The 14,492-nt window shown below is 55.2% G+C and carries 10 protein-coding genes; 8 read left to right on the top strand and 2 right to left on the bottom strand.

Annotated elements, in window-relative coordinates; translation table 11 throughout:
* Positions 1 to 234 precede the first annotated feature (234 nt).
* The 8 genes from CEE69_RS28610 to CEE69_RS28570 all read left to right on the top strand — a co-directional run bounded on the left by CEE69_RS28610 (position 235) and on the right by CEE69_RS28570 (position 7,376).
* Complete coding sequence (locus CEE69_RS28610) at positions 235 to 687, top strand: hypothetical protein (protein ID WP_008653715.1); 453 nt, start codon at positions 235 to 237, stop codon at positions 685 to 687.
* Between the two features lie 48 nt (positions 688 to 735).
* Positions 736 to 1,032: a hypothetical protein gene (locus CEE69_RS28605; RefSeq protein WP_099263952.1), complete on the top strand. Its 297-nt coding sequence runs from the start codon at positions 736 to 738 to the stop codon at positions 1,030 to 1,032.
* Between the two features lie 147 nt (positions 1,033 to 1,179).
* Positions 1,180 to 1,686 carry a hypothetical protein gene (locus CEE69_RS28595; RefSeq protein ID WP_099263950.1) on the top strand — a complete coding sequence of 169 codons (507 nt, stop codon included), beginning with the start codon at positions 1,180 to 1,182 and terminating at the stop codon, positions 1,684 to 1,686.
* 26 nt (positions 1,687 to 1,712) lie between these two features.
* Complete coding sequence (locus CEE69_RS28590) at positions 1,713 to 2,222, top strand: hypothetical protein (RefSeq protein WP_099263949.1); 510 nt, start codon at positions 1,713 to 1,715, stop codon at positions 2,220 to 2,222.
* 156 nt (positions 2,223 to 2,378) lie between these two features.
* Positions 2,379 to 2,960 (top strand): transglutaminase-like domain-containing protein, encoded by a 582-nt coding sequence (locus CEE69_RS28585; RefSeq protein WP_233215746.1) that lies wholly within the window; start codon positions 2,379 to 2,381, stop codon positions 2,958 to 2,960.
* A 359-nt stretch (positions 2,961 to 3,319) separates the two neighbouring features.
* Entirely contained in the window at positions 3,320 to 4,552 is a 1,233-nt protein-coding gene (locus tag CEE69_RS28580) for an HlyD family efflux transporter periplasmic adaptor subunit (RefSeq protein WP_099263947.1), read from the top strand.
* 25 nt (positions 4,553 to 4,577) lie between these two features.
* On the top strand, positions 4,578 to 5,867 hold the full coding sequence (locus CEE69_RS28575) for a prenyltransferase/squalene oxidase repeat-containing protein (protein ID WP_099263946.1): 1,290 nt from the start codon (positions 4,578 to 4,580) through the stop codon (positions 5,865 to 5,867).
* Positions 5,868 to 5,963: 96 nt separating this feature from the next.
* Positions 5,964 to 7,376, top strand: coding sequence for an alkaline phosphatase D family protein (locus tag CEE69_RS28570; RefSeq protein WP_099263945.1), 1,413 nt, complete (start codon positions 5,964 to 5,966; stop codon positions 7,374 to 7,376).
* Between the two features lie 89 nt (positions 7,377 to 7,465).
* On the opposite strand, the gene CEE69_RS28565 is transcribed toward CEE69_RS28570, so the two are convergent.
* Together CEE69_RS28565 and CEE69_RS28560 are read right to left on the bottom strand one after the other, a co-directional pair.
* Positions 7,466 to 9,475, bottom strand: a complete 2,010-nt coding sequence (locus tag CEE69_RS28565) for an alkaline phosphatase D family protein (RefSeq protein ID WP_099263944.1) — start codon at positions 9,473 to 9,475, stop codon at positions 7,466 to 7,468.
* Positions 9,476 to 9,582: 107 nt separating this feature from the next.
* Positions 9,583 to 14,232, bottom strand: a complete 4,650-nt coding sequence (locus CEE69_RS28560) for a DUF6797 domain-containing protein (RefSeq protein WP_099263943.1) — start codon at positions 14,230 to 14,232, stop codon at positions 9,583 to 9,585.
* Positions 14,233 to 14,492 lie beyond the last annotated feature (260 nt).

Genomic DNA, 14,492 nt, shown 5'->3' with positions numbered 1-14,492 from the left:
TCGCTCGGCTATCTTTCGCCGACCAGATTCGAATCAACCGTCCCCTGCTAAAATAAGAGGACGCGTGGCCCCCAAAACCCAGGCCACCTCAAGTCGCCCACTACCGGATCTCCGATGAATTTGGAGACAATCAGCGCCCACGGTGACGATTGATTCGGCCCTCGATGTTGATGGGGATCATCCGATTGATCGTTGATCAATGAGCTTGTCCGTTCTCTCACTTCGAGCGTTTCCATGCAGAGAAGACATTTTCTTTCGTTCTCAGCATTCGCTGCCGCCGCGTCGGTCACCGGATGCGATTCCGGCAACGTGACGGAACCCATTGCGGCCTCGGTGGAGCGAGTGGCGACGGAGGTCGACGAAGCTGTCGATGAGACGTCGACCGAAGACTTGGAGCGATACCGTGTTGCTTTGCGAGGCTACGAAATCGTTTCGGGGATGATTGGCCCGCGAGTGTTCTTCTTGCCTTATCCTGGAATGCGAATTCTGTCCGTGGTGATTGTGGCGACGACGGTTTCAGCGAAGTTGGCGGTCAAGTACATCGACACCGAGTTGATCCAGCGACAGTTCGAAGAAGAACTGACTGACGAAGAACGCTCGCTGGTCGAGGCAGATGGCTACGTCCGATTTGAAACCGAAAGCGGCGTTTCAGAGACGGTTATGTTGGGACCCAGCGAGTACGCGTGAATTCGTCGATCATCGAGATTCTTATGAGCCACGGTATCGGAGCCAATTGTGAAAGCCCCTCATCCCACGATCACTCTCGGATTCAACCTTCTCCTGATTTTGTACTCGGCGGGGACAGGGTTCATCACGTTCGCTTTTTCTGACAAAGCCCAGGGCGTTCCCATCCAAGGCGTGGTGCTCACATCGTTGATCGACTTTGTACGGTACCTGATCATGATGTTCATCTCCGCATGGTTCATTCGCGAATTCTGGAATCGATTGGTCGCGGATTTGTTTGCAACGCGACTGATCGCTTATCGCGAGGCCATCACCATCGTCGTCCTTTTGGGTTTGTTTGGATTGTGATCGACCGACAATTGATTCGTGACGGGCAATTTGACTCGACCAAGTTGGGGCAATAAGATCATTTGATCGCTTCCCTTTCGTGACCAATGGTCGACGAAGTGCATTCGGCGAACTTTCCAGTCCATTTGTTTGTTGGAGAATTCAGCCATGCACCTTTCTGTTGGTATCTTTGAGCTCGTCTTGCCCGCCGTTCTTGGGCTCGTCTCACTGCTTTTGCGGTGGCGTCGGAGCAAGCTTCTGCAAACAGCGGAGATTGCCTTTGCCTGTTCCTGCGGTGCGACCTTGCTATCGCCCGCGGACCTCGCATCAACGCTGATCTTCACTGTCGCGTTCTTTCTGTGTTTCCAACTTGGCACCCGTTTCAAGAAGCCGGTGAAGAAAGACGTGACGATGGAGAAGGACGTCGACCAATCACAATCGAGCTGGATGAATCCATTTCGATTCGGAGTAGTGGTTGTTGCTTTCGGCGTGGCCATTTTTGCGTTTGGGCAATTTCAGCTTTGGCAGCAGCCCGCCGGACCGCTGGCCCATCAAGTTTTCCGAGCATGGGCGGCCAGCTGGATTGGAACCATTCTGCTCGTGTTGTCAGCAGCGTTTTGGGGTTACAATTTCGCAAGCAGACAAATGCTGAGTAAGAAGGATGCTTCCGTTTGACCGCACTTGAGCAGAACAGGAGCTTCATGCGTTTTACATTGACGCAGATTTTGACCACGGTCCTTGTTGTTGCTTTGGGACTTGCGCTCGTCGGTAGCCAGTTCCGGCATCAGCGACGGATTGCTGCGTTGGAAAATGCTCTCTATCAAGCCCGCGAGGACATTGCGATTGCCGAGTACGGTTCTGCAAGTTGTCAGCTGCTGGAATTCCGCCCACATTTTTATGACGATCCATCGAGCTTGCGTTTCTTGAATCACGAAATTGCTTATTCAATTTTGATGCACTGGGAACGCGAAGCGGCAATCGATGCGGCCGTTGACACTCCTGGTCATAGCAAGGCTTTTGCAAAGCGGGCCTTGGGACTATTGGAGTGCACGACACCGGACGATTTTGTTCGAGAGTTGCGTTTGAGGTTTTCCATCTATCCCGATGATGAATTGGGATCATGGTTCTCTGGCAGTCCACCAGGTGACCTGCTCAACTTCAAGGCGTTCTTGCGGGCGGCACTTGAGCTGAATGAACCTGCCGGTGGTTAGGCTTGTCCGTGTACCAACGGGCGTTATTTGCACAGAAAGTGTGGCATAGGCTTCCAGCCTGTGTTCTTCGCAATCACAGGCTGGGAGCCTATGCGACTTGTTTTCTGCACCGTCCTTCGCACGCTTTATTTTCCAAGACTGACCAACGGAACCGACATGAGTTCATCTCTCAATCCAGACGACTACCTTGGGCATTGCGAGGACATTGATGCTAGCCATCCGGACATCGTTGAATGTGCACGCAAGCTGGCGGGGGCATCGATGGAGGAAACCGCGAAGAACTGTTTTGAGTTTGTGCGTGACGCGATCCTGCACACCGGAGATGAACAGCGCAACCCAGTGACATGCCGAGCGTCGGACGTGCTGTCGCAGGGGATTGGATACTGCTACGCCAAGAGTCATCTGCTTTGTGCTTTGTTGCGAGCCAACCAAATTCCCGCCGGGATGTGTTACCAGCGACTGTCGGTTGATGGCGATGGTCCACCGTTCTGCTTGCACGGTTTAAACGCCGTTCATTTGCCGGGGCATGGTTGGGTTCGGATCGACGCTCGTGGGAACAAACCCGGCGTGAACGCCCAGTTCGATCCGCCTCGCGAGCAACTGGCGTTTGCGACCGAAATGGAGGGCGAATGCGACCTTCCAGAGATTTGGCCAAAGCCACATCCGGCCGTGGCAGAGCGACTGAGGCGGCACGATGATTGGCTTGAACTGGCCGAAGATTTGCCCGATGTCGATTGAAGGCAACTGGCATCCGCCAGACGGTACAATGGAGACCACTGTTGCAGCGTGGTCGGGTGATTGTCGATGGATGTTTGGTGTTCGCCTTCATACTGCTCGTCGGTGATGATGAAACCGAAGAGGGGCTGAGCCCTCCTGCGACAGCCAACTAGCGACGAGATTGCGGCGCTGCCTTCTTTCAGTGCTTGGAATCGACTCGTTGTATTTCGGTCGATTGATTCGGTGATTTCTGGAGATACTCTGAAAAGCCACGCCGCTTTTTCGGCGGTATACCACCCCGAAGTGAGCCGTCTTGAAACAGACGGCCGAACAAAATTGCCGATCACTGTCGTCCCACATCGCCTTGAGAGAATGACATCATGAATTGTTTGTTGAATCGAATGACTCGAGCCGCCGTCGCGGCATTCTGCGTGATCCTCGGGGCCAATTCGCTTCTCGCGTTGGACGACGCGCCGAAGGACAAAGAAGCAGAAAAGGCTGCTGAACCGGTCAAGGTGCAGGGGACATTCGAGGCGACTCGAAGTTGGGAATTGAACCACGGGTTGGATCAGTTTGGTGAACTCGAGATCAAGAAGATCCTGCCGCACGGAACCGACGTCAAAGAGGGCCAGACGGTCGTTTGGTTTGACACTGAATCCATCGACAAAAAACTTTCTGCCGCCGAGATCGATATCCGCTTGGCAAGAATCACCGCGGCGGATGAACAATTTGCGTTTGACCAATTCGTTGCTGCTCAGAAACTTGATCGCGAAGATGCGGAGCGTGCACGTCAGTCTGCCAAGCAGGCTTACGACAACTACTTGCAAGTCGACCGGGATCGAAAAATCAAAAGTGCTGAATTCGACATCAAATCGTCCAAGGCTTCGTTAGAAAACGCGGCGGAGGAATTGAAGCAGCTTCAGCAGATGTACGACGCCGATGACTTGACCGAAGAGTCCGAAGAGATCGTGCTCAAGCGTGCCAAGCGTTCGGTCGAGTCCGCTCAGTTTCGATTGGAAAGCACCGAGATCCGATCCAAACGAACGATGGAGCAATCCATTCCTGCCGAGGACGCTCAAACGGAGGCGACTTGGGAACGGGCTCAGATGGCTTATGAGAAAACCCTTCGCAACCTCGACAGTGCCAAGAAGAAACGCGACATCGAACGTCGAAAGGCCGCCGAAGCTTTGGCCGAAAGGGAAGCCGACTTCGAAGAGCTTCGCCAGCAACGAAAGGCGATCGTCATCAAAGCTCCTGGTGGCGGCATCTTGCTTTATGGAGAACTCAATCGTGGTGCTCTCAATGCAAAGCCCAGTCCGATCAAGGCGGGTGCGAAAGTTTCAACCGACCAGGTCATCGCTACCGTGGTCCAGCCCAAAAAGATGCGAGTTCGATTGACGTTGAGCGAATCGGATTTGGCGGGCATCAAGACAGGCGATTCATGCGTCATCAAGCCAGCGATTGATCCGAAGGCCGAAGTGAAAGGCGTCGTTGATTCGATTGCGACGGTGCCATTCATGGGAGCCAAGTTTGATGCGACCGTGAAGGTCGTTGGGCAATTGCCTGATGCGGTGAAGCCTACCATGACGGCAACCGTTGAACTGACGAAGTGATCGTGACCATCCTCGGGAAAACGCTATGAACATCAAGCAAACCGAACAATTTTTCACGATGACTTTGGTCACTCGGCTCACTCGAAGATCGGCTTTTCGCTGCGTGTTGGTGATTGCTGTCTTTTGTCCGCTGGTGTTGAGCTCGCCATCCCATGCGGAAGAGTTGCCGATGGTGGTGCACTTTGATGTGACTCGCACCCCGGTGCCACCTGAAATTGATGCACCCACCGAATCGGATATTCGCTCAGCGATCGTGCGTGGCGTCGAGTTCATGCTCGAAGACCAGAACCCGAACGGTTCTTGGGGATCACCGACTCGGACGAAAGGTCTGAATATCTACGCCCCGGTTCCCGGAGCACACCATGCGTTTCGAGCCGCGACCACGTCGTTGGGAATCGCTGGGTTGATTGACACTTTCGAGCACTTGCCGGCGGATTCATCCGATCAAAGTTTGAGGGCACAGGTTCGCGATTCGGTTGATCGAGCGGAAACGTGGTTGCTTCGTGAATTGCCGAAGCTGCGTCGAGCGGATGGCTCGGCCGTGTACAACGTGTGGGGGCATGGTTATTCGATCCAGGCTCTGGTGCGTTTGCATGAATGGCACAAGGACAATGCGGATCGCCAATCCAGCATCGTCGGTCTGATCCAGGATCAATTCGAAATGCTGCAGCGTTACGAATCGGTCGACGGTGGTTGGGGCTACTACGATTTTCGTTACCAAGCCGACCAGCCAACATCGTCGTCGACCAGTTTTGTCAACGGAGCGGTGTTGGTTGCCCTGAAGGAAGCCGACTCGCTCGGTATCACTCCGCCCAAGCGTATGGTGGATCGAGCGGTTGCTTCGCTGGGGCGACAACAGAAGCCCGACTTCAGCTACTTGTACAGCGAGGACTTGCAGTACCGCCCCATGCGTGAGATCAACCGTCCGGGCGGCAGTCTCGGCCGGTCCCAATGCTGCAACGCGGCGATGCGAGTTTGGGGCGATTCCAAAATCACGGACAATGTCGTGAAGGTGTGGTTGTGTCGGCTTTATCTTCGCAATGGCTGGCTCGACATTGGCCGAAAGCGACCGATTCCCCACGAAGCCTGGATGCAAGTGGCCGGATACTTTTACTTCTTTGGCCACTACTACGCCGCAGTGGGAATGGATTTGTTGCCCGAAGACGAACGTGCGCCATATCAATCGATGCTGGCCAAGTTGATGTTGGATCGTCAAGAAACGGACGGATCTTGGTGGGACTATCCGCTCTATGATTACCACCAACCCTACGGCACCGGGTTTGTCTTGATGACGCTGGATGCTTGCTTGCCCTGAGCGAGGAAGCAGTTTCCCAGCTGGAAGTTGGCTGTGATAACATGGTTGCCCCACCTTGAATCGGGCCCCGCCAGACCTTCCACCAAGAATGCCCCCATGAAGAGAACGCTGTTTGGGATTTTGCTTGCGATCCTTCCCGTCGCTGTGATTTCATATGCCAAGCCACCCATCCCAACACCGCGAGAAACGCCGGTGGTGGGCGACATGGATCACTACTTCCTCGAGGCCATGTACGACCTCAAAGAATCGGACGCAGGATTGCAGCACGTGGTCGATTCACCCAAGTTTCGTGATTTGGTGGCGAAGCATGACTTGAAGCTGTTGGGCGGACCAATGCTGGGCTGCGTCACCGACCGCGGCGCCCGCATCTGGGTTCGAACGACGGAACCCGCCAGCGTGCAGGTTGTGATGGACGGTCAATCCAGCGAGGTCGTCGAAACCTCTGCGGAGATGGACTATTCGGCGCTCCTGGATTTGAAAGATTTGCAGCCTTCGACGTCATACACCTACGATGTTCTGGTCAACGGAGAAAGTGTCTTCGCCAACCAGAAACCGACGTTCCCGACTTACCCATCCAAAACGGAGAAGGCAAAGTTCAGCGTCGCGTTTGGCGGCGGAGCCCGTTACAACCCGCCCAAGGAAAAGATCTGGGACGTCATCGCAGGTCGTTCACCGGAAGCGATTCTGTTGCTCGGTGACAATGTTTACATCGATCAACCCAAGTCGCGTACGAAGCAGCGAGTTCACTACTATCGCCGACAATTGCGACCTGAGTTTCAACGTCTGACCGCGTCGACGTCGGTGTACGCGGTCTACGACGATCACGATTTGGGCGTGGATGATTCCTCGGGAGGCCCCCGTAAATTCAAACCCAGTTGGAAATTCGAATCGTGGAAAGTCTTCCGTGAAAACTGGAACAATCCTGCATACGGCGGTGGTGATGAGCTTCCCGGTTGTTGGTTTGATTTTTCGATTGGCGACGTCGACTTCTTCATGCTCGACAATCGCTATTACCGGTCGTTCAAGGACGGGACGATGTTGGGCCCGGAACAAAAAGAATGGTTGTTGACCAAGCTGAAAGCATCCGATGCCACGTTCAAAGTTCTGGCTTCTGGGACGCTGTGGACCGAACACGCTGACAAAGGCGGTCGGGATTCGTGGTGGGGCGTGAAGGAAGAACGCAACGAAATCTTTGACTTCATCGACCAAGAGAAGATCGGCGGCGTGATTCTTTTGTCGGCGGATCGACACCGCACCGACGTGTACAAGATCGAGCGACCCAAAGGCTACGACCTGTTCGAATTCGAGACGTCGAAGATGACCAACGATCACACGCACCCGACCAAGGAAGAAGCGGTCTATTCCTACAACGAGGGCAATTTCTTTGGGATGTTGAATTTCGATTTGGAGAAACCGGACCCGGAACTCACGTTTCAGTGCATCACAATGGAAGACGAAAACGTCTACGAGATGACATTGAAACGCAGCCAACTGCAGCGGGTGGAGTGAACGAGATCATCCGCTCCATGCAAGAAAGCTGGAGTCTGTGCCCGGCTAACCCATCTGGTAGACAGATGGGTAGTCGCTTGGTGGTCGAATCACTTCGCAGGCGGAGTCAATTCGCCCTGCCACACTGAGACGTTGTTGATCCAACCGTCGAAGTTTCGGCCTGTTCCTTCGCGGTGCCCGCCGATGACCAGACCGCCGAACTCGGAAGCTGGGCCGGGAACGGGGACTTGGTGCTTGGCAAGTTGCTTGCCGTTGAGAGTCAGTGTGAGTGCCTCACCATCGAAGGTCACGAAGATTTTGTTCCAATGATCGAGCAGGCTCGCACGATCAATCAACGTGTCAAAACCGCCTTGCGATTTTGCCAGCGGAGCTGCTTCCGGTTGGGAGGCTGGTTGAAGCGTGTGAGTGTGCAGTTGCATGTTGATCTGGTCCGGTGATTCCGAAGACCTCATTCCCAGTGAGAGGTGCCACGCGGATTTCGCGGAGATGTCTCCTTCCGCTGTGCTTTCGAATAGGAAGTGTCGTTCGGATGTGCCGTGTGTTGGGAGGCTGGTCGGTTTGAAAGAGAGCATAACGGTGTGATGGGTCGAGTTGTCATCCAAGAAGCAGCGAGGCACTTGGACGTACTGCTGGCGAGACCGTTCCAGTTTCAACGCTCCACCATTGTCGCCCGTACCGGCTTCGATTTTGGCACCGTTGTTTGCGACCGCATCGATTCGACGCCCAAGAACGGATTCGTTCTTTAAGTCAGTGTCAAACGACCAGTGAGCTCTCAGGCTGAGGTTGCGATCCGCTTGGTCGTTTGCCTTGAGCGACGTGAGCGGAAGTTCGACCTTGCGATTCACAATCCCGTCGGGCTGACGGAATTCCGCGGTCAAAGTTGGAACGTCGTGGGTTCCGTCCGCTTTCAAGGTGAGGAACTGCCAGCCTTCGACGAGTGACCATTCCAACGACGGGTGATAGACATCGAGTTCCGTGATCGTGCGTTTGTGACCTGGCGAAATGACAAAGTCGTGCAGGTCATAACCGACTCGCTGTGGATGAACCAAATGCCGTGCAACGTGAATGTCACCGCCCAGCAGAACCACTCCATCGATGTTCTCATTTTTGATGACGTCGAAGATTGCATCCCGTTCGTACCAATACGTGAACATGTCGTCGGTTTCTTTGTTCTTCTTGTCCTCCCAGATGGCACCGAGTGCGAGCACCTTGAAAGGAGCCTTTGAGTCCCGCAACTCAGCGAGCAACCATTCCCACTGTTCCGAACCGAAGCAGGTTGGCTGAGACGCGTCGACGGGCGATGGCTCGGTTTGAGAGAAGTAGCGGGGGTCGAGAAAGAAGACTTCGATCATGCCCAAATCGGCATGGTGGTAGACGCCTTCCGTTCCGGTGCCGAATTGCGAATGGGCTCGGTAGTTGACGAATCCACGACGCGTGTCAATTTTTCCGTCCATCAGATTGCGTCCGTTGCCGTTGTTGCGACCAAAGTCATGGTCGTCCCAAGTGCCAACGGTGGGCGTGTTGGCTGACAGTTCCGCCAAGTCAGGCATTTGCAAGAATTTCCGATGTCGTGATCGAACTTTCGCCAAACCGGTGGTGTCGATGTACGGCGTGTCGCCCATCAGGCAGACCATGTCGAGATCCAAGCTTTGCATTTCCTTCCAAATGCCGTTGGGTTCGATGTCGACGCACGAGACAAAACCGACCGAGACGCTTTGTGCGTTTCGAGCGAGGTTGGCGGTGTGGAAACTGTGCGTCTCGTCGGCTGCGATCAACGTCTCTTGCGTATCAGCGTTGTCGATCCGGTAGTGATAGCGGGTGTTGGGGTGAAGATTCGCGACGGAGAACTTCGCGACAAAGTCATCGTCCTCGCCACCTGTGGAGGTGACTTGCTCGACGACTTTCCCATCTAAAAGAACTGATAGTTGCAGTGGTTGCTCAGATGCACTTGGACGGTAGAGCAATTGAGCGGAAGTGCTGTCGACGGATCCGACCAGCGGCCCGACTACCTCATTGGCTCTCGACGTGCTGTGACACACGATCGTCACTAGCCCAAGTGAATAGATGATTAAGAATTGGCGAAGGCGATGTGTGTTCATGGCGCTGATCGAAGGGTGAGTCACAAGAGCTGAGTGTTGCAAGTCTGGTGCGTTGATCCGGATTGGAACAGGAGTCCGTCGTCAGTTGAAGACGGCAACGCTTTCAGTTACTTAACAATCAATTCGCCATTCATCACCATCCAATGTCCAGGGAACGTGCAGAGGAACGGATAGCGTCCTGGTTCGGCCGGCGCTTCGAAATAGACCGTTTGTGAAGCACCGGGACCAACCACGTCCGTTGCGACCAAGATGTCATCGGAGTCCGGGATGTAGTGTCGAGCAAAGGCCTGCGGATCCGTGATCAATTGGTTGGCCAATTCGCCAACTCGCTGGAGTGAACCAGGGCGGACCAAAGCCCAGTTGTGCGGGACGACATCAGGATTCACCAGTTTGAACGCCAGCGGTTCACCGGCACGCACACGAATGGTCTTGGTTTGGTAGGTCAGGTTGGTTCCAGTCTTCAATTCGATCTTTCTTGCATCCTCAATCGGATCCTTCCATGGATTGGGGACACGAACGGCATTCAACGCCATGTCAGTTAGGAGCGGATGTGCAGCGACTGACTTTTCGACGGGTTGGTGGCCGGGGAAATCTTGGAACGGTGCGTCCATTTTATGAACGGTGATGAACAGGTCATGACCGGATCCGGTGGGGCCACCACTCAGGAACTGAGCGTCCGCGTTGACGTGCATTCGCAGATGCAATTGATTGACGGGTTGCAGGTCCGGGATCTCAAGAAACACAGAACGCCCGTCGGGCAAGACATGTGCGGAAGTGATCGCGAGCGGATCGTGTCCCGCAACGCCCGGATGCATCGGTGAGTATTCCGGTGACCCATACGCACCGCTGTAACGATAGTTCCAGCATTGAGCGAAGTGGTTCTGCACGTCGCTGGCGATGCTCGCGTCAACAGGCTCGGCAAACGTGAGACGCACGCCGTTTTGATGGACATGGAAACCCGTCGGAACTTGATAGGTATGTTCCGTGAACCGAACGCGTTGAAAGCTTCCTTCGTCCGACACGTACGCTCCCCAACCTTGCATGCCCGTGACATACAGTTGATTGTCGGTGGGAGAAAATCGACCGCGGTGAGCGCCGGATCGAAAGTCACCGCACATAGGGATCACGGCTCCCTGCGTTTGCCCATCGACTTCGTCTTGCAACACGGTGAACCACGTTCCCGCACCAAATGAAAAGTGAAGTAGCTTTTGCTGCAAGGGTCCCCACACGCCGGTCGGCACAACGGTTTGACCGCCGCTGGAATTGTCCAGTCCGCGTGGTAGATACGCCAATGGCAACGACGGTGGTTGGTCGCCGCGTGGACCGCGATAGCCGTAGTGCGGTGGTGCGTTGCCGTTTGGCACATCGTGGTGTCTGGGCACGGCGCAGATCATGGATGCGGGAGTCCATCCTCCTTCACTGCAGGGCACCGTCAGCGTTCCGTCGGGCAAGATGCCCAGCCCGTCGGGATTTCGAAAGCCAGTGGCGATGACGTCCGCTCGACTGCCGTCGGATGAGATCCGAAGAAGTCCTTGATTGCCGGAAGCCGTGTAGAAGTTGCCGTGTTCATCTCGCTGCAGCCCGCAGATGAAATCGTGGCCAGCCGGTGATGTATCAAACGCGTTGCTGAAGCATTCGTAATAGTCCGCCTCTCCGTCGCCATTGATGTCCGTCAATCGGGTCAGTTGATCGCGGCACTGCACGAAGATTCCATCGGATGCAACAACCAATCCAAGCGGTTGATGCAAGCCGGAAGCGAATTTTCGCCAGGTCGCAATCGCCGGTTGTTCAGCGTCTGCTTGCAGGCCGCTGACGTGCCAAACGTCGCCTTGCATCGTGCAGACCAAAGCACTTCCATCAGGAAGGAAATCATGCCCGCTGCAGAACAGCAGCGCGTTCCATGGGTTGTCATTTGGCAACTCAATCGTGTCGATCGCGAAAGGTCGACCGGAGCCAGGGGCAATTTGAGTCGGAAGTGTTTGCGGCCAAAGTGTGGGACCACCTTCCAATGCGGCGCGCAGCGGATGTTCGTCGACTGGTGCCCGGTCGAAAGCCAGGGTTCCATCTTCGATTCGGGGTGAATCCAGGTATTCAATTTCGCCGATTCGGTAGGCGAACACGATGCGTTTGCCATGGCGGTAGTAGCCGTGGTACACGAACGGTTCTTCAGGTGCAACGACCGGAGGAACGGGAATTGCTTCGCCTTGCATCTTCAACCCGCTGACAAATCCGTGACGGACCGATGAGGTCGAAACGAATCCATTCTTCCAAGCGGCTTCGTAGCCCAATGTGTCTGGATTGAAGCAAACCGATAACTCACCAGGTTCACCCAGTTGCACGCATACCCCGCGTGGAATCGTTTGGTCATCGCAGCGAAACACACCGGCCAAAACTGTCCCGTGAATCGTCTTTTGCCAAGCTTCACTCGCCCAAGTTGCTTCGGTTTGATTTCCCCAGTGACCCTGCTGTCCACCATCGAGACCTGGGTAGGACGAAAGCAACATCGGCACCGAATCTTGCCTTCGAAAATGTTCCGCTTGCTTGGTGTAGAAGTCGTAGATGCGATCGCGGTTGACGTGGTGCGTTGCGTGCTGCCAACGCTCCGGTCGAAGTGGTGCGGAGTCCAGCGGAAACGTTGCCGGGCCGTGTGTCCTCGAGTGAGCCAGGACTCGTTCCAGGTCTTCGGAAAGCGGTTGTTCTTTGTTGCTAACGACTGACAAAAAGCGAATCAGATCCCGCTGTTGCTGGCGTGTCATTGCGGCGGCCAGTCCCGCGGGCATGGGTGTGCTGCCGGCAATTTCGTCCACAATCGCATCCGCTTCGATCACCGTTTCTTTGCCTGACGCGGGGTCACGCAATGTCACTGATTGCTCATCGGACTGAACGCGGTAGCCCGTCAAGACTTGCCCTTCATCAGTGAGCACTTTCCAGGAAACGAATTCAGGCGAGATTTCTCGGTCGGGCCACAACACGGACTCCACCAAATGCGAGACTGCTCGCGGTGTTTCCATCGCGGAAAGTCTTGGGCCGATCGTTCCTCCGTGTGGTCCGACTTGGTGGCAAGACACGCAGGCGGTTTGGGCACTGGCAAACACGCGAGCGCCTCGCAATGCATCCCCTTCTTGCATCGCTTCATTGACCAATGATTCGACCAAGCTGGCGTCATACGGAACCACCATGTCTTTGGGTGACGCTTCCGCCTTCGATGACGAATCGACAGACGGGCGGTCAGCGATCGGAGCCTTTCCAATGAACTGGATTTCATTGCTGTCGGAATCGGCCTTCCAAAGCCCGAGCGTGTCAGGCTCAATCGAAATTTCCGAATTCGTTGAGTTGGCAGCCGGATGAGCACCACTGGAAAGACGCACCCAATGAATGGTTCCATCGAAATTGAAGACGCGATTCACCAAGCGGCCAATCCCCAGGCCTCCATTGATTCCTCGGCCACGCGTTGGGGAGATGCTTTGGTCGGCGACTTGTTCTCCATCCACCAACAATCGCACTCGCGCGGGTTCGTAGATCATCGCAAAGGTGTGGGGTTTTCCATCGGTGACCACCACGTTGCTGCGGATATGATCGGGTTGGCGACCGGGCATGTAAGCCGTCAACGTTCCGGTCTTTGCCATACTGAACAGTTCCCAGTGGTCGGCTGACCGCTTGCTGTCGCTGCTGACCAGGATGTTGTATCCCGCGGCTGAGTTCAGCGTCGCTCGACATTCCACCGTGATCGGTGTTTGTCGATATTCGGGTGATCCCGGGAACAGCCCACTGGTTGTCGGCGTGGATGGTTTGCCCGTTTGCGTATTGGAGGCTGCCGGCGGCATGGGTGTTTCGGGTTTCGCTCCACCGTTGCCTGGTTTCCGCAGTTCGTTGCGAATCCACTGCAGTCCTTCGATGTTCTCCTGCAGGGACTCTTTCGCATCCAATTCGGAGCGATGGTCGAGGATCCCGATGGGACCGCTGTAGTCGCTTTCCACGACGACTCGAATCATGTCGCGTTCGTGCTCGCCTTTGCTGATGCCCAGGATTTTCGGGTTCGCACCGTCGTTCATCCCGTTCAAATTCAAACAGTGCAAATACGGGAACATCAACTCGAAGGACTTCTTCCAATCATGGATGTGTCCATGGCCATGGTGCAAGTTGTAGGTGATGCCGACGTGGTCGTGCCCGAGATCTCGCAACGCGCGACAGACGCCAACCAGATTTTCAGGTTCACCCGCCCATCCGCCGTGGTTGTACAACGACAACTTGCAACCCAACCGTTTGGTTTCCTCTGCGGCCGAGAGCATCTGCCTAGCAGCTCGCTGAATCTTTTCGTCTCGAGTGCCATTGTCTGGGTTGGGCGGCATTATCCAGATCTGCGGATGCAGGTCGTACTTCTCGAACAGTCGGTATGCCTCCGGGTGGCCGCCCCAGAAGGCGAAAAAGTCGATGCCCCGTTTGCGGTACTCGATGATTTCTTGTTCGAAGCTGGGGACGTGTTCTGCACGCCAGTCATAGGCACATCGCTTGATGTCCAAGTCGACGAGCATCTGGGCTCGCTCGGCTGGAGTCCGCTTGGCAACGTCAAAGGGGACAATGCACCAAGCCACCAAGTTGTCCGGGCGAAGCACGTTCGATGGACTGGTCCGGGCACCGGTGCCGGGCGAGACGGAGGATTCACTGTCTGGCGACGCGGTGCCGGGCGACTGAGCAGCCAAAGGAATGGTCAGCGTGACGAGCAACGTCAGCGTCAAAAGACGGATGATGTCGGGCATAGGGGAATGCTTCAGGAGGGAGTGCAGCCAGCACCGTCCAAGCGAGAACGTTCAGCTGGCCAGGCAGGGGCGATCATTGTAACCAGCCAGCCGAACGTCCGTCCCCATATTCAAGACACTGCGATACTCAGGACAGCTCGATTCGGGGCATCACGCGACTCCGCGAATCGAAGGGGTGGTGTTATCGTTGCCAGATTTGATCTGCATGTGATTCTGCAATGCCGGAGCGTTGTGTTAGCCGCCACTGACAGCTTCAAGCA

Source organism: Rhodopirellula bahusiensis, assembly GCF_002727185.1.
Lineage (GTDB): Bacteria > Planctomycetota > Planctomycetia > Pirellulales > Pirellulaceae > Rhodopirellula > Rhodopirellula bahusiensis.
Note: the sequence above shows the minus strand (reverse complement) of the source record. Positions and strands in the feature narration are given on the sequence as shown.